Below are 20,450 nucleotides of genomic sequence, written 5' to 3'. Positions count from 1 at the left end.
AAATGGGCACTGATCGCCCGTTCGGCGGTATGGTCACGCCGAAACTCCGTACCGATACGGGCCGCGGCCCACGCCCGGCCGACACCGGTGGACCAGACCGCGGCCCGGGGCCAGGGCCTCCTTCAGGTGCGCTGGATCACGGCTTCCAGATGGGGCAGATAGTGGTCCATGCGGTCCCGCTTGGTGAGCAGATACGGGAGGTTCTCCTGGTGCGGAGTCATCAGCAGCGGCACCTGCTCGCTGACCCGGACGCCGTGGCGCACCAGCGCGTCCCGCTTCTGGGGGTTGTTGGACAGCAGCCGCACGGAGCGCACCTCGAGGTCGTGCAGGACATCCGCCGCCACCTTGTAGTCGCGGGCGTCGGCCGGCAGACCGAGGGCGAGGTTGGCCTCGACGGTGTCCAGCCCCTCGGACTGGAGCTTCATCGCCTGGAGCTTGGCGAGCAGCCCGATCCCGCGCCCCTCATGGCCCCTCAGATACACCAGGACGCCCCGGCCTTCGGCCACGATCGCCTTCAGCGCCGCGGAGAGCTGGTCGCCGCACTCGCAGTGACGGGAGCCGAACGCGTCTCCGGTGAGGCACTCGGAATGCAGCCGGGTAAGCGCTTCCTGCCCGCCGACATCGCCGTATACCAGCGCTATTTGTTCATCACCCAGCACGAGGTCCCGATAGCCGATCGCGAGAAAGTCGCCATGCTTCGTGGCCAGCCGGACATTCACCACTCGTTCGACACCCGAGGTGCGGGTGTCGACATCGAACACGCCATCACTTTCTGTCATGTCCCGATCTTATCTGGAAAACCACCGCCCTTGTACAGGAGAATGAGAAAAGCCGCAGCAACAAGCTGTCCGGCCGACGCATGAAAGGTCCACGAGATATGAGCGGTTCGGGAACGCGCCCCCAGGCCGGCATGGTGTTGCCGACACGGACGACGGAGGAAGTGCGGGCCGACCGGGCCGATGTCGCCGTTCTTCCCGTAGGCAGCTTCGAGCAACACGGCGCATTTCTCCCACTGGTGACCGACACGGTCATCGCCTGCACGGTCGCAGGGGAGATCGCGGCCGCGTATCCGGTGCTCCAACTGCCCCCGGTGACGGTCTCCTGCTCCCATGAACACGCCGCCTGGCCAGGGACGGTGTCGATTTCCGCGGCCACCCTCTACGCCGTCGTCCGCGATATCGCGGACTCACTCAGGCGCTCGGGTATACGCGGTCTGATTCTGGTGAACGGACACGGCGGAAATTACGTACTGCGCAACATCGTTCAGGAATCCGCGGGCACTGACTTCCGCATGGCGCTATTCCCCGGATCGGCCGACTGGGAGGTCGCCAGGACACGCGCCGGAGTACGCACCCCAGCCAACAGCGATATGCATGCGGGGGAACTGGAGACATCGATCCTCCTGCATGCCCATCCGGAACTCGTACGGCCCGGTCACGAAACCTCCGACTGGATATCCGACGATCGGAAACATCTGCTCACCCTCGGTATGCCCGCCTATACCGAGTCCGGGGTCATCGGCCGTCCGTCCAGGGCGTCCGCGGACAAGGGAAAGGAACTCCTTTCCGGGCTCGTCGACTGCTTCGCCGAGTATCTTTCCCTGGTCGGTGCCGAGAAGGAGGCGCGATGACCTTCCTGGAGACGGAAGAGGCATGGGAGCGGCTGCGCTCGGTCCGGACCGAGGCGGACGCCGGGGCCGCCGGTCTGGTCCGGGGCCCGGACGGCCGGTGGCGGTGGAGCGAGGCCGCCTCGCCGGAGGCCCGGCTCCTGGTCGACCGCTATCTTCCGCTGTGCCTGGCCGGGCCGCGGCTGACCGTCGCTCAGCTCGGCCAGAGCCTGGACGGCTTCATCGCCACCCGCACCGGCGACGCCGACTACGTCACCGGCGAGGAGGACCGCCGCCATCTCCACCGGCTGCGCGCCCTCGCCGACGCGGTGGTCGTCGGGGCCGGCACCGCCGTCGCGGACGACCCCCAGCTGACCGTGCGCGCCTGCGCGGGCGCCCACCCGGTGCGGGTCGTCCTCGATCCGCGCGGACGGGTGCCGCTCGACCGACGGGTGTTCACCGATGGCTCAGCTCCGACCCTGTGGGTGGTGGGCACCACCGGCGAGCGCCGGCCGGCGCCGCCGGACGGCGTGGACGTGCTGACGCTTGACGACCCGGATGCCTTTGCCCCCCACCACCTGGTGCGGGCGCTTCGGCGGCGCGGGCTCGGCCGGGTACTCGTCGAGGGCGGCGGCGTCACCGTGTCGCGCTTCCTGCACGCGGGGGCGCTGCACCGGCTCTACGTCACCGTGGCCCCCGTCCTGCTCGGCGGCGGCATCCCCGGGCTGCGCTTCGACGGGACGACGGTCATGCGGGACGCGCTCCGCCCGCCGGTCCGCCGCGACACCCTCGGCGAGGACACCCTCTTCGAACTCGACCTGTCGGCCCCGCAGCCGGCCGTAACCCTGGACGGCCAGCACCACGACACCGGGGAGGCTCGCGGCGAAGGTGAGCACCCCGTAGACCACGGCCACGGTCAGCCCCTGGCTCGCGCCGAGGCCCGCGGCGCCGAAGGCCCAGGCGGTCACGCCCTCGCGGGGGCCCCAGCCGCCGACGTTCAGCGGCAGCGCCATGGCGATCAGGGCGAGCACCATCAGGGGCACCAGCTCGGTCAGCGGAGCGTCTGACCCCGCCACCCGCGCGGCCAGCACGAACGTCGTCAGATGCCCGGCCAGCACCACCACCGAGGAGATCACCACCCCCGGCCAGCTGCCCCGGGCCAGCAGCCCGCGGCGCGCCTCGAGGAGCGCGCCGCGGACCGCGCCCCGCCGCCGCCCGGCCACCGGCGCCGCGCGGCGGCGGCGCCGGAGGGCCACCGAAGCCACCATGAGGAGCAGCGACAGGACGCCCGCCGCGGCCACCCATGCCGTGGTCATCCCGCCGAACAGCCGACCGGCGTGTGCCAGGGCCAGGGAGGGGTGGGCCAGCAGGACCGCCACCCCCACCGCGATCAGCACCACCTGGCCGGCGACCCGCTCCAGCACCACCGCGCGCACGCCCCGGCCGACATCCCCCGCGTCCCGCCCGTGCCGCACCGCGCGGTGCACATCGCCGAGCACCCCGCCGGGCAGCGCGGCGTTGAGGAACAGCGCGCGGTAGTAGTCGGCGACGGCCGGGCCCAGCGGCAGCCGGATCCGCAGCCCCCGCGCCACCAGACACCAGCGCCAGGCGCTGAAAACCGTGGTGAGCAGGCCAAGGCCGACCGCCGCCAGCAGGGTGAGCCCGTCGATGGTGCGCAAGGCCTCCACGAAGGCCCCGGTGCCCAGCCGCCACAGCACCACCCCGAGGATGGCGACGCCCGCGGCCGCCCCGAGCCGGGCCCGCAGCGCGGCGGTCACGCGGCCGCCCCCAGCGTGCGGGGCGCGGGCAGCGCCAGCAGATCGTGGTGGTGCACCACCACCCGCAGCGCGCCCGCCGCGGCCATCGCCAGCCGGCGGCGCAGATACGCCTCGGCGTGCGCGCCGAGCTCCGGCCGGTGCTCCACGGCCGCGCCCACCCAGCCCCGCAGCCACTCGGCCGTCAGCGCGGACTGCTCGGCCCCCAGCACCCAGGGGCTGGCGTGGGTCCGTACCGTCGCGCCGTGCCGGGCGAACGCCTCGGAGGCCACCGCCATCGCGTCGGGGCCCACCAGACCGCCGCGCCGCTGATGGGCGTTGAACGCCTCGGTGATCTCCGCGTCCATCGGGTCGGCCGGGGTGAGCTCGACCCGCCCCACCACGGACAGCGCCAGCAGCGCCGGGCACTCCGCCTCGGCGCAGGCCGCGGCGATCCCGTCCACCTCCTCGGGGGTGAGCACGTCCAGCAGCGCGGACGCCGTCACCAGCGAGGCGCCGTCCAGCGTGCTCGCGGTCAGCCGGGAGAGGTCGCCGCGCGCCGTCGCGATGGTGATGCGGCTGCCGTCGGTGGCCGCCCGGGGCATCCGCACCGCCGCCCGGTCCAGCAGCTCGGGGTCGCGGTCGTGCAGGATCCACAGCTGCGGGCCGCTCAGCCGGGGCGCCAGCCAGCGCCCCATGGAGCCGGTGCCGCAGCCCAGGTCATGGATCACCAGCGGCGGGCCGGACAGCTGGGGGCCGAGCGCCTCGAGGAGTTCGGGGGAGCGGGCCGCCGCGTCGGCGCCCTCCCGCAGCTCCAGCCAGTCGGGGGTGTAACGCGGTACGTCGGTCGTCTTCACGCGGCCCTCCGCGGTTCGTCTCGGAGCTGTTCCAGCGCACCGGCCAGATTGCGGGTGGTGTTCTCCCACCCGGCCAGCGCGGTGCGCCGCTCGTGCGCGGCGGCGGTGAGCCGGCGGCGCGTACCGGGGTCGCCCAGCCAGCGGCGCAGCGCCGCCGTGAGCGCGTCGGGGTCGTCCGGGTCGACGAGGATGCCCGGCACCCTGCCGTCGGGCGCCTGCCCGACCGCCTCCGGAACCCCGCCGACGGCGGTGGCCAGCACCGGGATGCCCCGGGCGAGCGCCTCGGTCACCGCCATGCCGTAGGTCTCGGCGTACGAGGCGAGCACCACCGCGTCGGCGGAGGCGTAGCCGGCGTCCAGCTCGGCGCCGGTCCTCGGGCCGAGCAGATGCACCCGGTCGGCCACGCCCAGCTTCTCGACCAGCTCCCGGAGCCGGGCGGTGTACTCCGGGTCCTGCTCCAGGGAGCCCACACAGTCGCAAGTCCAGGGCAGATCGTCGATCCGCGCGAGCGCCTCGACCAGCCGCAGCTGCCCCTTGCGCGGGGTCACCGAGGCCACGCACAGCAGCCGCGAGCCGTCGCCGCCGGAGGAGGCGAGCGGCGCGATGTCGGCGCCGGGCGCCGCCACATGGACCCGGTCCGGGACCAGCCCGTGCAGATCCACCAGCCGCCCGGCCGCCCAGGCGCTGGTGGCCACCACCGTCCGCACCGCGCGCAGCGTCCGGCCCTCCAGCGCCTTCAGATCCTCGGCCCGGCCGGGGGCCAGCCCCGTCTCGTCGCCCAGCGGCAGATGCACCAGCACCGACAGCCGCAGCCGCTGGGCCTGGGGCACGACGATGTACGGGAGCGCACAGGCCACCAGCCCGTCGAGCAGGACGAGCGTGTCGTCCGCCAGCGCGGTCAGGAGCCGGGTCAGCTCGGCGCGGGCGGCCGGGCCCGGCTGGGGCCAGTCGCCCGCGATGGCGTGCTCCTCGACCCGCCAGCCGACGCCGGGCAGATCCCGGCAGACCCGCCGGTCGTAGACGTTGCCGCCGCTCGGCGCGGCCGGGTCGGCCACCCCGCCGGGCATCACGAAGTGCACCGTGCGCGGTGCGGCCGGGCTCATAGGCCACGCTCGTAACTCGCCCAGGCGATATGCGACTCGTGCAGGGTGACGGTGATCCCGGACAGCCCGCGGGCGCCCTCGCCCAGCGCCCCCGAGCGCACCCGCTCCGCGAGGCGGTCGGCGATCACCTTGGCGAGGAACTCGGTGGAGGTGTTGATCCCCTTGAAGTCGGGCTCGTCGTCGAGGTTGCGATAGCTGAGCGCGCCGCACACCTCCCCCAGCTCCCGGGTGGCCAGGCCGATGTCGACGACGATGTTGTCGTCGTCCAACTCGGCACGGCGGAAGGTGGCGTCCACGAGGAACGTCGCCCCGTGCAACCGCTGCGCGGGTCCGAAGACCTCGCCGCGAAAACTGTGAGCGATCATGATGTGATCGCGAACGGTGATGCTGAACAACGGATGACCCTCCAGATACGGCGCGTCGGGCCCTCGGCCGGGGCACGCCTTCTAGTACGGCCGTCGCGTTCCCCGTGTTCAGCCGGGCGACACGGCAGATTCCGCGTCGTAGCGAACCCGGTGGCACAGCCCCGGAATCTCGCCCGAGGCGAGCCTCGGAAGCACCTCGGGAAGCTCCTCGAAACCGCATTCACCGGTGACGAGGGCGTCGAAGGCGGGGTCGGCGAGCAGCTCGAGCGCCAGCGCCATCCGGTCGCCGTAGGAGCGGCGGGAGCCCCGGGCCGGGGACACCGTCCCCACCTGGCTGCTGCGCACCGTCAGCCGTCGGGAGTGGAACGCCTCGCCCAGCGGCAGGCCGATCCGCCGGTCCCCGTACCAGCTCAGCTCCAGCACGGTGCCCTCCGGGGCCAGGAGCTCCAGCGAGCGCGCGAGCCCCTGCTCGGTGGCGCTGGCGTGCACCACCAGATCGAGGCCGCCCGCCGCCTCCCCGGGGAGCGCGAAGTCCACCCCGAGCGCCCGCGCGACCTCCGCGCGCGCCGGCTCGGCGTCCACCAGCTGCACCCGTACGGCGGGGAACCGGGACAGCACCGCCGCGACGGAGGCGCCCACCATCCCCGCCCCCACCACCGCGATCCGGTCGCCCAGCAGGGGCGCGGCGTCCCACGCGGCGTTCACCGCGGTCTCCACCGTCCCCGCCAGCACCGCGCGCGGCGCGGGCACGCCCTCGGGCACTTCGGTCACCGCGCTCGCCGGGACCACATAGCGGGTCTGATGCGGATACAGGCTGAAGACGGTGCGCCCCCGCAGCGACGCCGGCCCCTCCTCGACCAGACCCACGTTGAGATAGCCGTACTTCACCGGCCCCGGGAACGCGCCGTCCTGGAACGGCGCGCGCATCGCGGTGTACTGGCTCTCCGGTACGCCACCGCGGAAGACCAGGGTCTCCGTACCGCGGCTGACCCCGGAGCACAGCGTGCGCACCACCACGTCCTCGGGTCCGGGTTCGGGCAGGCCGACCTCCCGTATCTCGCCATGGCCGGGGGAGCGGAGCCAGAAGGCACGGGCGGTGCGCGTCATACGACGTTCTCCTGAGAGGCTGAACAATCGGACGGTGGCCCACGTACGGATGACCATGAAGCCGCGAACACGGTACGCGGCACCCATCCACTCCGCCACACAGCCCGGAGGGTGCACGGTGGCCCTGAACAATCCCTACAACACGACGCTGGTGCGCAACGAGACAGCCGCGGGTGCGGCCGCGTTGCGCAACGAGACAGCCGTGGGCGCGGCCGCGCAGCTGCTGTTGCTCGTCCTGCTCGGCACGGCGATCGACCTGGGACCCGCGGGCTGGCTGACCGGCCTGGCCTTCGCGGTCGCCACCTGGGCGGTGCTCACCCGCGCCCTGCAGCGGTCCTGGCTCGCGTCCTTCGGCGCGGCCAACCGCGTCACGCTGGCGCGGGCCACGCTCGTCGGCGGGGTGACCGCGCTGGTCGCGGACTCCTTCGAGAGCCCGACGCCGGTCACCGCCCTGGTGTCCCTCACCGCGATGGCGCTGATCCTCGACGCGGTCGACGGACAGGTGGCGCGCCGCACCGGCACCTCGTCCTCCCTGGGCGCGCGGTTCGACATGGAGGTCGACGCCGTCCTCATCCTGGTGCTCAGCATCTATGTGGCCACCTTCCTCGGCCCCTGGGTGCTGCTGATCGGCGCCATGCGCTACGCCTTCGTCGCCGCGGCGTGGGTGCTGCCCTGGCTGAACGGCCAGCTGCCCCCGAGCACGGCCCGCAAGACGGTGGCCGCGCTCCAGGGCGTCCTGCTGCTGGTCGTCGGCGCCGATGTGCTCCCGTATCCGGCGGCCTTCGGCGCCGCACTGCTGGCCCTGACCCTGCTCAGCTGGTCCTTCGCCCGCGACATCAGGTGGCTGTGGCGCACCAGGGCCGACCGGGCGCAGTGAGCGCGGCGGGGCCGGCGAGCCCGCCGCCCGCTACGCCCGCTACCGGGGGAGGGCCCCGCTACCGGGGGATGGTGCCCTTGAGCCCTCTGTCGGGGAGCCCTCTACCAGGGCAGACGTCCCTCGATGTCGAAGTAGCCTCCCGTCGGGCCGTCCGGGCCCACCTGCGCCATACGGACGATGATCTCGGCACCCTCCTCGACGGTCTGGTGACCGGTGTGCGCGTTGAGGTCCGTCGCGGTGTAGCCGGGCTCCACGGCGTTGATCCGCATCTCCGGGAACGCCTTCGCGTACTGCACGGTGACCATGTTGACCGTGGTCTTCGACGCCGGATAGGCGACCCCCGGATAGGCGTGCGTGGGGGTGTCCGGGGTGGAGACCCGCTCCAGCGAGGCCAGCCCGCTGCTGACATTGACCACGACCGGCGCGGCGGACCGCCGCAGGAGCGGCAGGAAGGCATGGGTCACCCGCACCACCCCGAAGACGTTCGTCTCGAACACCTCCCGCATCATGTCGGCGGTGACCTCGGCGGCGCCGATCACCCCGCCGTCCGGCGTCCGCGCCTCGATACCGGCGTTGTTGATCAGTACATCCAGCCCGCCGTCGGCCTCGATGGTCTTCGCGGCGGCGGCCACGGACGCGTCATCGGTGACATCGAGGACGACCAGCCGCGCCCCCAGCTGCTCGGCGGCCCGGCGTCCGCGGTCGGCGTCCCGGCTGCCCAGGTAGACGGTGTGGCCCGCGGCGATCAGTCGGCGGGCCGTCTCGAAGCCGAGACCCTTGTTCGCTCCAGTGATAAGTGTTGTCGTCATGCCCTCCAGACTGCCCCCGGGCCGGGCGGGCAGCCAGGTGCTCCGTCTTCCTGGGACCGCGGGTACCAGGCTCCTCCCCGGCCCGGGGTGCAGACTGGTGACCATGGCGACCACGGAGTTCGGGCAGGCGGTACGGCGCTGGCGGGACCGGGTCCCGCCGGAGGCCGCCGGGCTGCCGGCCGGCGGGCAGCGGCGCGCGGCCGGGCTGCGCCGTGAGGAGCTGGCCCTGCTGGCGGGGATCTCCGTCGACTACATCACCCGCCTCGAACAGGGCCGGGCCTCCCATCCCTCGACCCAGGTCGTCGAGGCCCTGGCCAGGGCGCTGCGACTGTCGGCGGCCGAGCGTGCCCACCTCTTCCGGCTGGCCGGGCTGGCCCCACCGGGCCCGGAGACGGTCCCCGCGTACATCACCCCGAGCGTCCAGCGGCTGCTGGACCGGCTGACCGGAACGCCCGTGGCCGTGAGCGACGCCTCCTGGACGCTGCTCATGGCCAATCCGCCGTACGTGGCCCTGAGGGGCGATCCGTCCCGGTGGCGCGGCAACGAGCGCAACGGGGTCTGGCGCCACTTCGTCAGCGAGGACACCGGGTCCCGGCAGACGCATGAGGCCCGGAACGAGTTCCAGGCCGCGCTGGTCGCCGACCTCCGTACGGCCGCCGCCCGCTACCCGGCCGACCAGCGGCTGCGGCGGCTGGTCGCGGAGCTGCGCGCGAACAGCGAGCGGTTCGCCGAGCTGTGGGACTCCGGCGCGGTCGGCCACCACGAGGCGTCGCGCAAGACCATCGACCATCCGCGGGTGGGCCCGCTGACGCTGGACTGCGATGTGCTCACCGTGGCGGGCAGCGATCTGCGCATCGTGGTCTACACCGCCGAGCCCGGCACCGAGGACGCCGAACGCCTCGCCCTGCTCACGGTGCTGGGCACCCAGTCGCTCACCGGCTAGCGGCGCCCGCCGCCTCGCGCGCCGCCTGCGGCGGGCCGTTCCCCATCGCCGACCCACTCCCGCAGCCCCGCTACGTAGCCCCAGCCGCGCCTGCGGCGGGCCGTTCCCCTCCCCGCCCCTTCCCACAACTGGGGCTCCGCCCCCGCCCCCGCCCGGTGAGCCGACCACGCCAACGACCGGCTCGTCGCCCCCTGGGGTCCAGGGGAAGTAAACCCGGGGCTCCGCCCCGAACCCCGGCCGGACGGCCCGGGTGTACGCGGGCGTCCGCCCGGTCTTCCGCCGCATCGCAGGTGGCGCGGTGGGTGTCCTGGGCCGGTGAGTTGATCGCGGCGGCGTTCGGCTCGTCGCCCCCTTGGGGCCAGGGGCGGAGCGGAACCGGAGTTCCACCCCAGGCCCCGGTCGGGCGGCCCTGGCCGGGGTCCAGGGGCGGAGCCCCTGGTTGTGGGAAGGGGCGGGGTGGGGGAAAGACCCGCCGGGCACCCCATGACCCGCCGCTCGCGCCCAACGGCGCCAGCGCGGCGCGGGTGGTACGGGGTCGGTCGGCCCCGCACCAACCCCTGAATCTGGCGGTGAGATTTTCATATTTGCGTAATTGGATCGCTGCGTTCCGTAAGATTTTAGGCTCATCCGATGCACGAACCCGCGTCCGTGCGCGCTATCTGAGCAGAGGGCGCAACACGGCGCACTCGCGGGGCGTGTGGGGGCCACCCTCGTACGACGAACAGAAGGACAGCGAAGTCCGGTGAATCTTCAAACCGTGGTGAACGTCGTCACCGCCGTACTCGTCGCCCGAGTATTCGGCAGTGACGCCATCGCCCTCCTGCGCCGCGCGGCCGCGATGGGAGTCCGCGTCGGCGTATCGGAACTGCATCGCAACAACCAGGAGGGAGGGGAGCGGTGACCAACGACTTCCCGCGCTCGCGCGAGATCACCTCGATGACCACCGGACTCCCCGCCGACTTCCGTGCCTTCCACCAACTCCACCGGAAGGCGTACATCGACCGGGCCATGGTCTACCTCGGCAACCACGCGGACGCCGAAGAGGCCGTCGACGCCGCCTTCGAACAACTCCTGCGCTGCTGGCCCAAGGTGCTGACCATGGAGAACCCGGCCGCCTACGCCTGGAAGGTCATGAAGAACCGGGTCATCGACCTCGCCCGGGCCCGCAATCGGGGCCCCGCCCTCCTGGACAACGCGACCTTCGAGACCGCGATCCTCAAGGACGCGGTCGACCCCATCGCCGTCCTGGAGGAGAGCCTGAACCTCTATCAGGCGATCAAGAAACTCCCCGAGCGCCAGCAGGACGTGGTCATCCTGCTCCACTGCCGCGGCTACAGCGTCGCCGAGACCGCCACCCACCTCGGCATCACCGAGGCCGGCGTCCGCTCCACCGCCCGCTACGCCCGCCGCCGTCTGCAACAACTCCTGGCCAAGGACAACCGATGACCTCACCCATTGACCGCATCCTCGCGCGGGCCCTGCTCAATCCCACCCCTCCCATCGACTTCGAGGCCGCCGAGGCCCGGCTCGCCGCCCGCCACGCGGGCCCCGGCGGCATCCCGCCCCAGGAGCGCCCCCCACAACAGGGCCGGCGGACCGCCGCGGCCGCCGGTGCCGCGGTGCCGGGCGCGGACGAGCGGATGGCGCAGGACCTGCACACCCTGTGCGAGGCGATCATCGCCCGTCCCGACGCCCTGACCCAGCTGCGGGACTTCCTCACCCGCCGCATCCTCGAACCGCCCGGCTCCCGGGTCCTGGGGTGCGTGCTCCAGCTGGCCGGACATGAGGACCACGCCCAGTTCTGGTGGCAGTTCGCCGCCGGGGCCGGCGACCCCGCCGCCGCGTACTGCCTCTACCTCCACCACATGGCCCTGGGCGAGGACGGCCAGGCGCACGCATGGCTCGAGTGGTGGCACGAGCAGGCGGGCAACGACGTCCCGCCGGTCACCGACACCGTGGAGGACTGGACCGCCACCGACCACGAGATGGCCGCAGCCCTCCGCATCCTGCACGGCCTGAAGAGGGGACAGGAGGTCCCGCCCGCCACCAGGGCGGTCATCCACTACGTCGCCGAGGCCGTCGACTTCACCGACGACCCCGACATCGACCTCCCGCTGCCGGAGCCGGGATTCGCCGACCGCATCGAGGACCTCACCACCACCAAGACCACCACCAAGACCCCCACGGACGCCGCGCCTCCGCCCGGCCGGGCCGTGCTGCCGGAGCGGCCGCGCAGCGGTTCACCGGCCTGAGTGGCACAACGGCGGGAGCCGGCGGCCGGAGAATCCTCCGACCGCCGGCTCCCGCTCCAGAGGGACCGGGCCCCCGCTTCTGAAGGTCCGGCCCCCGTTCCTGAAGGACGCGGAACTCCTCCGCGCCGCGCACCTCAGCGCTGGGCCACGAGATCCTTGAGCGCGATGTTCAGCTCGAGGACGTTCACCCGCGGCTCGCCGATGAACCCGGCCGTGCGCCCCTCGGTCGCGTCCTTGACCAGCTTCTCCACCCGGGCGACGGACAGCCCGTTCCGCTCCGCGACCCGGTGGACCTGGATCTTCGCGTACTGCGGGGAGATGTCCGGGTCCAGGCCGGAGCCGGAGGACGTCACCGCGTCGGCGGGGACCTGCGACGGCTTGACGGTGTAGCCGGGCACCGAGTTGTTCTTGATGACCGCGGCCTTGGCGGCCCGGACCTGCCGGAGGAGGTCCTTGCTGTCGGCGGCGAGGTTGGTGGCTCCGGACAGCAGCAGCTGGTACTGGGTGTTGACGCTGTTGCTGCCGAGGCCGTTCGCCGGGCGTCCCTGGAACCACCTCAGATCGGGATCCGGGGTCTCCTGGCCCTTCTTCAGCGGCAGGTCGTACGACTGCCCGATCAGCGAGGAGCCGACGACCTTGCCGTGCGCCGTGATCTCGGAGCCGTTCGCCTTGTCGTGGAACAGCCCCTGGGCGACGCCGGTGACCACCAGCGGGTAGATGACGCCCGTGACCAGGGTCAGCATCAGCAGGGCGCGCAGCCCGGCGCCGAACAGCCGGACGGTGTTCGTGACGGTATGGTTCATGGCGATCAGCCGATCCCGGGGATGAGGGAGATGAGCAGGTCGATGATCTTGATGCCGAGGAAGGGCGCGATCAGGCCGCCGAGGCCGTAGATCCCGAGGTTGCGCCGCAGCATCTTGTCCGCGCTCATCGGCCGGTAGCGCACACCCCGCAGGGCGAGCGGCACCAGCGCGACGATGATCAGTGCGTTGAAGACGACCGCGGACAGGATCGCCGAGTCCGGCGAGGACAGCCGCATGATGTTCAGCTTGTCCAGGCCCGGATAGACCGCCGCGAACAGCGCCGGGATGATCGCGAAGTACTTCGCGACGTCGTTGGCGATGGAGAAGGTGGTCAGCGCGCCCCGGGTGATCAGCAACTGCTTGCCGATCTCCACGATCTCGATCAGCTTGGTCGGGTTGGAGTCGAGGTCGACCATGTTGCCGGCCTCCTTGGCGGCCGACGTCCCCGTGTTCATCGCCACCCCGACGTCCGCCTGCGCCAGCGCCGGGGCGTCGTTGGTGCCGTCGCCGGTCATCGCGACCAGCTTGCCGCCCGCCTGCTCCCGCTTGATCAGGGCCATCTTGTCCTCGGGCGTGGCCTCGGCGAGGAAGTCGTCGACGCCCGCCTCCTCGGCTATCGCCTTGGCCGTCAGCGGGTTGTCACCCGTGATCATGACGGTCTTGATGCCCATGCGGCGCAGCTCGTCGAACCGCTCCCGCATTCCCTCCTTGACCACGTCCTTGAGGTGGATGACGCCCAGGACACGAGCGCCCGTCTCGTCCTGGACGGCGACCAGCAGCGGGGTGCCACCGGCCGCGGAGATCCGGTGGGCGATCCGGTCCGCGTCCTCGGCGACCGTACCGCCCCGCTCCCGGACCCAGGCGATGACCGAACCGGCCGCCCCCTTGCGGATCTTCCGCTCGCCGACGTCCACACCCGACATCCGGGTCTGCGCGGTGAACTCGATCCACTCGGCGCCCACCAGCTCGCCCTGGTGGCGCTCGCGCAGCCCGTACGCCTCCTTCGCCAGGACCACGACGGACCGGCCCTCGGGGGTCTCGTCGGCCAGCGACGACAGCTGGGCGGCGTCCGCCACCTCGGCCTCGGTGGTGCCGCGCACCGGCACGAACTCCGCCGCCTGCCGGTTGCCCAGGGTGATGGTGCCGGTCTTGTCCAGCAGCAGCGTGGAGACGTCACCGGCGGCCTCCACCGCCCGGCCCGACATCGCCAGCACATTGCGCTGCACCAGCCGGTCCATGCCCGCGATGCCGATCGCCGACAGCAGCGCGCCGATCGTCGTCGGGATCAGACAGACCAGCAGCGCCACCAGCACCACCATCGTCAGACGCGTGCCCGCGTAATCCGCGAACGGCGGCAGCGTGGCGCAGGCCAGCAGGAACACGATGGTCAGCGAGGCGAGCAGGATGTTCAGCGCGATCTCGTTGGGCGTCTTCTGCCGTGCGGCGCCCTCCACCAGATTGATCATCCGGTCGATGAAGGTCTCGCCGGGCTTGGTGGTGATCCTGATGACGATGCGGTCGGACAGCACCTTCGTCCCGCCGGTCACGGCCGAACGGTCGCCACCGGACTCCCGGATCACCGGCGCCGACTCGCCGGTGATCGCCGACTCGTCGACCGAGGCGACGCCCTCCACGACATCGCCGTCACCGGGGATGACCTCGCCGGCCTCGCAGACCACCAGGTCACCGATGGTCAGCCCGGTGCCGGGGATCCGCTCCTCCGAGCCGTCCCCCAGCAGCCGGCGCGCGACGGTGTCGGTCTTGGCCTTGCGCAGGGTGTCGGCCTGCGCCTTGCCACGGCCCTCGGCGACCGCCTCCGCCAGATTGGCGAAGATCACGGTCAGCCACAGCCAGGCGCTGATCGCCCAGCCGAACCAGTCGCCCGGGTCCTGACACGAGAACGCGGTGGTCAGTATGGACCCGACCAGCACGACGAACATCACGGGCGACTTCACCATCACCCGCGGATCCAGTTTGCGGAAGGCGTCCGGGAGCGACCGCAGCAGCTGCCGGGGATCGAAGAGGCCCGCGCCGACACGGTCCTCGGCCGAGGTGTGCCCGGTGGGAACGCCGCTGTGTGGCGCCCTGGTCGGAGTGGCAGTGGACATGGAGTCCTCGTGGTTTTCTATGCGGGTCGTCATCACGCCAGCCCCTCGGCCAGCGGCCCCAGCGCCAGCGCCGGGAAGTACGTCAGACCGGTGATGATCAGGATCGCGCCCACCAACAACCCGGTGAACAGCGGCTTCTCGGTGCGCAGGGTGCCCGCGGTGGCCGGGACCGGCCGCTGCCCGGCGAGCGAGCCCGCGAGCGCCAGCACGAAGACCATGGGCACGAAGCGGCCGAGCAGCATCGCGAGCCCGGTCGTGGTGTTGTACCAGTCGGTGTTCGCGTTCAGGCCCGCGAAGGCCGAGCCGTTGTTGTTCGAGGCGGAGGTGAAGGCGTACAGCACCTCGGAGAAGCCGTGCGCACCGGAATTGAGCATCGAGTGCGGCGGCGTCGGCAGGGCCATGGAGGCGGCGGTGAAGACCAGGACCAGCGCCGGGGTGACCAGGATGTAGCAGGCCGCCAGCTTGATCTCGCGGGAACCGATCTTCTTGCCCAGATACTCGGGCGTACGGCCGACCATCAGCCCGGCGATGAACACCGCGATGATCGCCATGATCAGCATCCCGTAGAGGCCGGAGCCCACCCCGCCGGGCGCGATCTCGCCCAGCATCATGCCGAGCATGGTGATGCCACCGCCCAGGCCGGTGAAGGAGGAGTGGAAGGAGTCCACCGCTCCGGTCGAGGTGAGCGTGGTCGACACCCCGAAGAGCGCCGAGGCGCCGACCCCGAACCGGGTCTCCTTGCCCTCCATCGCGCCACCGGCGGCCTGCAGCGCCGGGCCGTGGTGGGCGAACTCGGTCCACATCAGCAGGGCGACGAAGCCGACCCAGATGGTGACCATGGTCGCCAGGATCGCGTAGCCCTGCTTGACCGAGCCGACCATGACGCCGAAGGTGCGGGTCAGCGCCAGCGGGATGACCAGGATCAGGAAGATCTCGAAGAGGTTGGTGAACGGGGTCGGGTTCTCGAACGGGTGGGCGCTGTTGGCGTTGAAGTATCCGCCGCCGTTGGTGCCCAGCTCCTTGATGGCCTCCTGCGAGGCCACTGCCCCGCCGTTCCACGCTTGCGTGCCGCCCATGAACTGGCCGACCTCGTGGATGCCGGAGAAGTTCTGGATCGCCCCGCAGGCGACCAGCACCACGGCGGCGACCGCCGCCACCGGCACCAGCACGCGGACCGTGCCGCGCACCAGATCGGCCCAGAAGTTCCCGAGCTCACCGGTGCGCGAGCGCGCGAAGCCACGCACCAGCGCCACCGCGACGGCGATGCCCACCGCCGCCGACACGAAGTTCTGCACGGCCAGACCGGCGGTCTGCACGACGTGGCCCATGGCCTGCTCGCCGGCGTACGACTGCCAGTTGGTGTTCGTCACGAAGGAGGCGGCCGTGTCGAACGCCTGCGCCGGTTCGATCGAGGAGAACCCCAGCGAACCGGGCAGGCTGCCCTGGAGCCGCTGCAGCAGATAGAGGAAGAGCACCCCGGCCGCCGAGAAGGCCAGCACCCCGCGCAGATACGCGGTCCAGCGCATCTCGGCGTCGGGGTTGGCACCGATGCCCTTGTAGATCCACTTCTCCACGCGCAGATGCTTCTCGGAGGAGTAGACCCTGGCCATGTAGGTGCCGAGGGGGACGTAGGCGAGCGCCAGCGCCCCCATGAGGGCGAGCAGTTGCAGCACGCCGGCGAGTACGGGACCCATGGCTGTTCTCAGAACCTCTCCGGGAAGATCAGGGCGAGGACGAGATAGCCCAGCAGGGCGACGGCCACGATCAGGCCGACGACGTTTTCGACGGTCACAGCTTCGTCACCCCTTTGGCGACAAAGGCCACCAGCGCGAACACCGCGATCGTGGTGACGACGAAGGCCACATCGGCCATCGCGAGCTCCTGAAAGAGGTCGGGGGAGATCCGCGAACAGCGGATCGAACGGTCAACGCAAGAAGGAAACCCCGGCCCATGGCCGGATCCGACCGTCGTTGACGGGTCCCATACGGCGATCAGCACGCCTTTGACGCGACTCTTACGGACCCGTCCGCCATCTCGATCATGGCGCGTCGCGCCCTGCGCTCCGGCGTCCGCCTCCACCAGTTGTCCGACGGCGCCCTTTTCCGGCAGGTCCGCGGCAGGGAACGTGATAGCGACGGTACAAACCAGGTAAAGAGGGGGACCGGGTTCAATGCTGGAGAGGGTGTTCGATTGTCAGGACCTGCCAGTGGCGGACCGTGTGGAGGCGTGGCGTGACATCACGGCAAGCGCGCTGATACCCAATGAGTTCATCATCGACCGTGCGGTTGAATTCCGGGCTTCGCTGGAAGCCGCGGACTTGGGCGGGGCGCAGGTGACCGCCTTGACCTACGCGTCCATGGAATCACGACGGACACCTCGGCTGATCCGCCAGTCCGACCCCGAAATGTATGCCGTGGGACTCATCCACCGCGGTCATCAAGTTATCCACCAGGAGCGGTGCGAAGCGTCACTCGGGGCAGGCGATCTCGTGGTGTATTCCACCTCCCACCCCTACGCGGCGGTGGTGGATGCCAGGCAAGGCACAGCAGCGTCGGTAGTGGTGCAGATTCCTCGAGCGATGGTGCCGCTGTCGTCGCACCACGTGGACCGGGTGATGGCCGCCCGGTTGTCGGGACGCGAGGGTGTGGGAGGCCTGCTCGCCGGCTTTCTCACTCACCTGGCCACCGACCCCAGCCCCTGCGGGCCCGCCGACGGTCAAAGGCTGGGCAATGTACTTGTCGACCTGATCACCGCATGGCTGGCCCATCACGCTGATGCCACGGACCAGACACCCACCGAAACCCGCCAGCACATGCAATTCCTGGAGATCCAGGACTTCATCCATCGGCATCTGGGCGACGTCGAACTCTCTCCTGCCACTATCGCCGCCGCTCACCACATCTCGCTGCGCAGCCTGCACCGTCTCTTCCACCATCACGCTCACGGTGCCACCGTGGCCTCCTACATCCGCCGCCAGCGCCTGACTCGCGCCCGACGCGATCTCGCCGACCCAAGCCTGGTCACACGACCTGTCCACGCGATAGCGGCCCGTTGGGGCTTTGTCCGGCCCGCCGACTTCACCCGCGCCTTCCGCACCACGTACGGGACCACCCCCACCGACTACCGCCATGCATCCCTGCGCGCGCATCCTGGCATCCAGCGCTAAGCGGTTGGCGCGGAGTGCTATCCACACGCCGCGAGCCTCTCGGAAGAGTGAAGGCGCTCAGAAGGGATCTGAGCGTAGGGAGGGGCACAACAGTGAGAAAAACGATCGCGAAATTCGGGGTCGCCGTCGGCGGCCTCATCCTGGTCACCGCCACCCCTGCTCTCGCCACCATCACCTATCCGCCCGAGGGTGGAACGTGGGACCACGGGATCAGCCCCGGCATCGTGTGGTCGAACTACCAACACGACAGCAAGTGCCACGGCTCGACCTCGGTGGGCGCGTACACCGACCGCAGCCCCAACACGCCGGCCGGCCAGGTGTCGTACACCAGCGCCAACGCGAAGGTCAGCGGCAACAAGGCGTACTACCGCATCTGCTGATCCTCCGCCGGTGGCCGAGCGACGAACTCGCTGAAGCTCATGCGCCTGTGGGGGCGGCCTGAGCAGCCGTGTTCTCACAGGCGCAGGAGACTCCTCATCAGCAGCGCCACCCCGATCTGCCGTACGCCAAGCGCTCCGCATAGGGAACAGGCAGGCGATGTTGCACAGAGGTATCACGTTCGTCCATGCCGCGGCCCTGGCTTTCGCGGCGCTGCTGGCGTTCCTCGTCGTCTCGGACCTCGACGAGAAGATGGTCCTGGGCAACCGGGCAGTGCTGTTCGTTGACGCGTCAGACGGGTCCACGAGCGGTGGAGAGGTGGCGCGAGCGCTCACGGAGTTCGCGGCCGCACGAGGGGCCGTGATCGGGCGTGAGCTGCCCGATCTGGAGAACTCCGAGGGACGCCGCCATCTGTACCTCGCGGTGGGCGAACCACGATCCGCCGCGGCTTCCTGGCTGAAGGACGGTTACCCGAACTTCGGCCGACGGGTCGTCACCGAGGTCCACCCGATGGCTGAGCTCGGCAACCGCGACCCGCGGGGCATCTACTACCTCTTCGGCCGTCGGCCGGCGGACCAGGACGTCATCGCGGAGTTCGCCTCCCTGGGCCTCAAGGCCACCATCAGCCACCCCCTGTCCTTCTCCGAGCTGCGGACCAGCTACGCGGGCAGCTCCCTGTCCGAGGCCTTCCTGATCACGGCCCTGGCCTTGGTCACGCTCACCGGCGCGAGTGTGCTCCTGAGCGCGAAGGCCTACGGGATACTCAGGCTCCAGGGCGTGTCCTTCACCGAGGCGTTGCTGCGGGACCTGCGAAAACTGTGCCGATTCTGGCTGATTGCCGCGGGCGTACTCGCGGCAGTGGTACTGCTGGCGCTCCGCGGTTTCAACGGGTGGGCGCGCCTGGGGCTGTACACGGCCGTCGCCGCCGCTTTGGCCGTGGTACTGGAGCTGATCGTCATCGCGGCGCACGCCACCGTGCTCGGGCTGACCTTCCGGACCGCGCTGCCGGCGGCCCTCAAGGGGGAGGTTCCCGCACGAGCCGCCTCCCTGACCGCCTATGCGGTGCGGATCCCGGCACTCCTGTTCACCGTCGTCCTCATCGCCACGGTCGTCGCGGCGGGCCAGGACCTTCTGGAACGGCGGCAAGCTTGGGAGACCTACGCCCGGGTGGGAGACGCGACCGGGATCCGGATCAACGGAAGCGTGGGAATCGACGAGATCCCGAAGATGGAACGGACGGTGGGGCACCGGCTGCATCAGGCGGACAAGGACGGAAAGATCATCATGGCGGGGCGGCTCTGGCTGAGTGAGCTCTTCGGCAAGGGGCTTCGGGGAGAGTTGCTCGTCGTGAACGAGAGCTTCCTGGCTCGGCAGCCCGTCCTCGGCGCGGACGGGCAGCGTTACCTGCCCGGGGACCGGCAGGGGAAAGCCGTCCGCGACGACCCGGTACGCCTCCTCGTTCCCGAGCGCCTCGCAGCTCACCTGCCGCTCTTCCGGCAAGGGGTGCCCGGAATCCTGCGTCCGGAGGATCCCGGACGCATCACGCAGAGCGAGATCGAAACCCGCCTTATGAAAAACAGCCAGCGGATCTTCGCGTATACGCCCGGGGAGGAGACCAACCGCGATGGCACCGATGTGGACCGTTCTTTCGTGCGTGACCCGGTCCTCCTCGTCGTCCCCAACGGGTCCGACTACCTGACCGAGATCAACTACTACGCCTTCGCGACGCGCAACCAGGTGCTGTTCCCCGACCCGAGGGATGTCCACGACATCCTGCGGAAGGACGAGAGGATGCGGACGTATATCGCCGCGCTCCTTCCGGCGAAGCAGAAGGCGGCGGTCGCCATGCGCGACGTCACATACGCGTTCCGGCTCCGGGTCCTGGAACTCGTCGCGGGATTGGCCGTGCTGCTCATCACCGCCATCGGCGTGTGTATCGTCCACGCCCGCAAGAACGCGCAGACCATCTTCGTCCGGCACCTCAGCGGCTGGTCGTTCGCGGCCACCCATCGGGTCCTCTTGGCGGCGGAGGCGGTCGTCGCCGTCCTCATCCTCGTCTGGCTCCCGGCGCGGACCTGGTGGAAGAACCAGGACCTCGCTCGGTGCTCGGCACGATGTATCCCCGACCCCCGGCCTCCCGCGGAGATCACGCGGCTGGACGTGGCGGCCGCGGGCGGCCTCGCCGCCGTCACATTCGGCACCGTCCTCCTGGTACTCGTCCTCATCCACCGCGGCATCGTCACGGCGGGCAGCAGTGAAGCCTGAGCCTCTGGCCCACACGCCGAGCCCGCATCGCCCGTCTCGTCACCTTCACCGCAGGTA

General features: G+C 70.9%; 20 protein-coding genes and 2 pseudogenes. 10 read left to right on the top strand and 12 right to left on the bottom strand.

Annotated elements, in window-relative coordinates; translation table 11 throughout:
- Positions 1 to 122: 122 nt before the first annotated feature.
- A complete protein-coding gene (gene ribA, locus IEJ02_RS13880) occupies positions 123 to 779 on the bottom strand; it encodes a GTP cyclohydrolase II (protein WP_137977292.1) in 657 nt (218 codons plus the stop codon).
- 98 nt (positions 780 to 877) lie between these two features.
- Between ribA and IEJ02_RS13875 the strand changes: the two genes are divergently transcribed.
- On the top strand, positions 878 to 1,630 hold the full coding sequence (locus tag IEJ02_RS13875) for a creatininase family protein (protein ID WP_191065144.1): 753 nt from the start codon (positions 878 to 880) through the stop codon (positions 1,628 to 1,630).
- Positions 1,627 to 2,262 (top strand): annotated as a pseudogene (locus IEJ02_RS48495) (RibD family protein); the annotation flags it as partial. The gene IEJ02_RS13875 and the pseudogene IEJ02_RS48495, both read left to right, overlap by 4 nt.
- A 279-nt stretch (positions 2,263 to 2,541) precedes the next feature.
- Here IEJ02_RS48495 and IEJ02_RS13870 read toward each other — a convergent pair.
- The 5 genes and pseudogenes from IEJ02_RS13870 to IEJ02_RS13850 form a co-directional block, all read right to left on the bottom strand.
- A pseudogene (locus IEJ02_RS13870) lies at positions 2,542 to 3,294 on the bottom strand (lysylphosphatidylglycerol synthase transmembrane domain-containing protein); the annotation flags it as partial.
- 86 nt (positions 3,295 to 3,380) lie between these two features.
- Positions 3,381 to 4,217: a class I SAM-dependent methyltransferase gene (locus IEJ02_RS13865; RefSeq protein WP_191065142.1), complete on the bottom strand. Its 837-nt coding sequence runs from the start codon at positions 4,215 to 4,217 to the stop codon at positions 3,381 to 3,383.
- Positions 4,214 to 5,320, bottom strand: a complete 1,107-nt coding sequence (locus IEJ02_RS13860; RefSeq protein ID WP_191065141.1) for a glycosyltransferase family 4 protein — start codon at positions 5,318 to 5,320, stop codon at positions 4,214 to 4,216. Before IEJ02_RS13860 ends, IEJ02_RS13865 begins: the two co-directional genes overlap by 4 nt.
- Positions 5,317 to 5,715 carry a 6-pyruvoyl trahydropterin synthase family protein gene (locus IEJ02_RS13855; RefSeq protein ID WP_191065140.1) on the bottom strand — a complete coding sequence of 133 codons (399 nt, stop codon included), beginning with the start codon at positions 5,713 to 5,715 and terminating at the stop codon, positions 5,317 to 5,319. The genes IEJ02_RS13860 and IEJ02_RS13855 overlap by 4 nt, the downstream gene beginning before the upstream one ends.
- Before the next feature lie 78 nt (positions 5,716 to 5,793).
- Positions 5,794 to 6,792 carry a zinc-dependent alcohol dehydrogenase gene (locus tag IEJ02_RS13850; RefSeq protein WP_191065139.1) on the bottom strand — a complete coding sequence of 333 codons (999 nt, stop codon included), beginning with the start codon at positions 6,790 to 6,792 and terminating at the stop codon, positions 5,794 to 5,796.
- A gap of 118 nt (positions 6,793 to 6,910) precedes the next feature.
- On the opposite strand from IEJ02_RS13850, the gene IEJ02_RS13845 reads away from it, so the two are divergent.
- Positions 6,911 to 7,669 (top strand): CDP-alcohol phosphatidyltransferase family protein, encoded by a 759-nt coding sequence (locus IEJ02_RS13845; RefSeq protein ID WP_275559169.1) that lies wholly within the window; start codon positions 6,911 to 6,913, stop codon positions 7,667 to 7,669.
- Positions 7,670 to 7,770: 101 nt separating this feature from the next.
- On the opposite strand, the gene IEJ02_RS13840 is transcribed toward IEJ02_RS13845, so the two are convergent.
- Positions 7,771 to 8,478 (bottom strand): SDR family oxidoreductase, encoded by a 708-nt coding sequence (locus IEJ02_RS13840; protein ID WP_191065138.1) that lies wholly within the window; start codon positions 8,476 to 8,478, stop codon positions 7,771 to 7,773.
- A 103-nt stretch (positions 8,479 to 8,581) separates the two neighbouring features.
- Between IEJ02_RS13840 and IEJ02_RS13835 the strand changes: the two genes are divergently transcribed.
- From IEJ02_RS13835 to IEJ02_RS13820, 4 genes are all read left to right on the top strand, one after another.
- Complete coding sequence (locus IEJ02_RS13835; protein ID WP_191065137.1) at positions 8,582 to 9,421, top strand: helix-turn-helix transcriptional regulator; 840 nt, start codon at positions 8,582 to 8,584, stop codon at positions 9,419 to 9,421.
- Between the two features lie 742 nt (positions 9,422 to 10,163).
- A complete protein-coding gene (locus IEJ02_RS13830; protein ID WP_165556238.1) occupies positions 10,164 to 10,322 on the top strand; it encodes a hypothetical protein in 159 nt (52 codons plus the stop codon).
- A complete protein-coding gene (locus IEJ02_RS13825; protein ID WP_275559168.1) occupies positions 10,319 to 10,867 on the top strand; it encodes an RNA polymerase sigma factor in 549 nt (182 codons plus the stop codon). The genes IEJ02_RS13830 and IEJ02_RS13825 overlap by 4 nt, the downstream gene beginning before the upstream one ends.
- On the top strand, positions 10,864 to 11,673 hold the full coding sequence (locus tag IEJ02_RS13820; protein WP_191065136.1) for a hypothetical protein: 810 nt from the start codon (positions 10,864 to 10,866) through the stop codon (positions 11,671 to 11,673). Before IEJ02_RS13825 ends, IEJ02_RS13820 begins: the two co-directional genes overlap by 4 nt.
- 134 nt (positions 11,674 to 11,807) lie before the next feature.
- Here the strand turns inward: IEJ02_RS13820 and IEJ02_RS13815 are convergent, their stop codons facing one another.
- From IEJ02_RS13815 to IEJ02_RS13795, 5 genes are read right to left on the bottom strand one after another with little or no spacing between them, the layout of a single operon-like run.
- Positions 11,808 to 12,476 carry a potassium-transporting ATPase subunit C gene (locus IEJ02_RS13815; RefSeq protein ID WP_191065135.1) on the bottom strand — a complete coding sequence of 223 codons (669 nt, stop codon included), beginning with the start codon at positions 12,474 to 12,476 and terminating at the stop codon, positions 11,808 to 11,810.
- A gap of 5 nt (positions 12,477 to 12,481) precedes the next feature.
- The gene (gene kdpB, locus IEJ02_RS13810; protein ID WP_191065134.1) at positions 12,482 to 14,617 is read right to left on the bottom strand and encodes a potassium-transporting ATPase subunit KdpB; all 2,136 of its coding nucleotides are present in this window, start codon (positions 14,615 to 14,617) and stop codon (positions 12,482 to 12,484) included.
- Entirely contained in the window at positions 14,617 to 16,278 is a 1,662-nt protein-coding gene (gene kdpA, locus IEJ02_RS13805; RefSeq protein WP_191065133.1) for a potassium-transporting ATPase subunit KdpA, read from the bottom strand. Before kdpA ends, kdpB begins: the two co-directional genes overlap by 1 nt.
- 8 nt (positions 16,279 to 16,286) lie before the next feature.
- The gene (gene kdpF / locus IEJ02_RS13800; protein ID WP_010351568.1) at positions 16,287 to 16,376 is read right to left on the bottom strand and encodes a K(+)-transporting ATPase subunit F; all 90 of its coding nucleotides are present in this window, start codon (positions 16,374 to 16,376) and stop codon (positions 16,287 to 16,289) included.
- Positions 16,373 to 16,582, bottom strand: coding sequence for a hypothetical protein (locus IEJ02_RS13795; RefSeq protein WP_191065268.1), 210 nt, complete (start codon positions 16,580 to 16,582; stop codon positions 16,373 to 16,375). Before IEJ02_RS13795 ends, kdpF begins: the two co-directional genes overlap by 4 nt.
- 172 nt (positions 16,583 to 16,754) lie before the next feature.
- Between IEJ02_RS13795 and IEJ02_RS13790 the strand changes: the two genes are divergently transcribed.
- The 3 genes from IEJ02_RS13790 to IEJ02_RS13780 all read left to right on the top strand — a co-directional run bounded on the left by IEJ02_RS13790 (position 16,755) and on the right by IEJ02_RS13780 (position 20,393).
- Positions 16,755 to 17,750, top strand: a complete 996-nt coding sequence (locus IEJ02_RS13790) for an AraC-like ligand-binding domain-containing protein (RefSeq protein WP_191065132.1) — start codon at positions 16,755 to 16,757, stop codon at positions 17,748 to 17,750.
- Positions 17,751 to 17,842: 92 nt separating this feature from the next.
- Positions 17,843 to 18,130: a lactococcin 972 family bacteriocin gene (locus IEJ02_RS50375; RefSeq protein WP_191065131.1), complete on the top strand. Its 288-nt coding sequence runs from the start codon at positions 17,843 to 17,845 to the stop codon at positions 18,128 to 18,130.
- 157 nt (positions 18,131 to 18,287) lie between these two features.
- Positions 18,288 to 20,393 carry a bacteriocin-associated integral membrane family protein gene (locus tag IEJ02_RS13780; RefSeq protein ID WP_191065130.1) on the top strand — a complete coding sequence of 702 codons (2,106 nt, stop codon included), beginning with the start codon at positions 18,288 to 18,290 and terminating at the stop codon, positions 20,391 to 20,393.
- The last annotated feature ends 57 nt before the right edge of the window (positions 20,394 to 20,450 follow it).

It is taken from the genome of Streptomyces sp. 5-10 (assembly GCF_014712245.1).
In the GTDB taxonomy this organism is placed as follows: Bacteria; Actinomycetota; Actinomycetes; order Streptomycetales; family Streptomycetaceae; genus Streptomyces; species Streptomyces violaceusniger.
Note: the sequence above shows the minus strand (reverse complement) of the source record. Positions and strands in the feature narration are given on the sequence as shown.

Coding starts and splice junctions, on each gene's coding strand:
- IEJ02_RS13815 (WP_191065135.1), bottom strand. CDS start 12,476: ATGAACCATACCGTCACGAACACCGTCCGGCTGTTCGGCGCCGGGCTG.
- IEJ02_RS13860 (WP_191065141.1), bottom strand. CDS start 5,320: ATGAGCCCGGCCGCACCGCGCACGGTGCACTTCGTGATGCCCGGCGGG.
- IEJ02_RS13820 (WP_191065136.1), top strand. CDS start 10,864: ATGACCTCACCCATTGACCGCATCCTCGCGCGGGCCCTGCTCAATCCC.
- IEJ02_RS13875 (WP_191065144.1), top strand. CDS start 878: ATGAGCGGTTCGGGAACGCGCCCCCAGGCCGGCATGGTGTTGCCGACA.
- ribA (WP_137977292.1), bottom strand. CDS start 779: ATGACAGAAAGTGATGGCGTGTTCGATGTCGACACCCGCACCTCGGGT.
- IEJ02_RS13850 (WP_191065139.1), bottom strand. CDS start 6,792: ATGACGCGCACCGCCCGTGCCTTCTGGCTCCGCTCCCCCGGCCATGGC.
- IEJ02_RS13840 (WP_191065138.1), bottom strand. CDS start 8,478: ATGACGACAACACTTATCACTGGAGCGAACAAGGGTCTCGGCTTCGAG.
- kdpB (WP_191065134.1), bottom strand. CDS start 14,617: ATGACGACCCGCATAGAAAACCACGAGGACTCCATGTCCACTGCCACT.
- IEJ02_RS13780 (WP_191065130.1), top strand. CDS start 18,288: ATGTTGCACAGAGGTATCACGTTCGTCCATGCCGCGGCCCTGGCTTTC.
- IEJ02_RS13790 (WP_191065132.1), top strand. CDS start 16,755: ATGCTGGAGAGGGTGTTCGATTGTCAGGACCTGCCAGTGGCGGACCGT.
- IEJ02_RS13835 (WP_191065137.1), top strand. CDS start 8,582: ATGGCGACCACGGAGTTCGGGCAGGCGGTACGGCGCTGGCGGGACCGG.
- kdpA (WP_191065133.1), bottom strand. CDS start 16,278: ATGGGTCCCGTACTCGCCGGCGTGCTGCAACTGCTCGCCCTCATGGGG.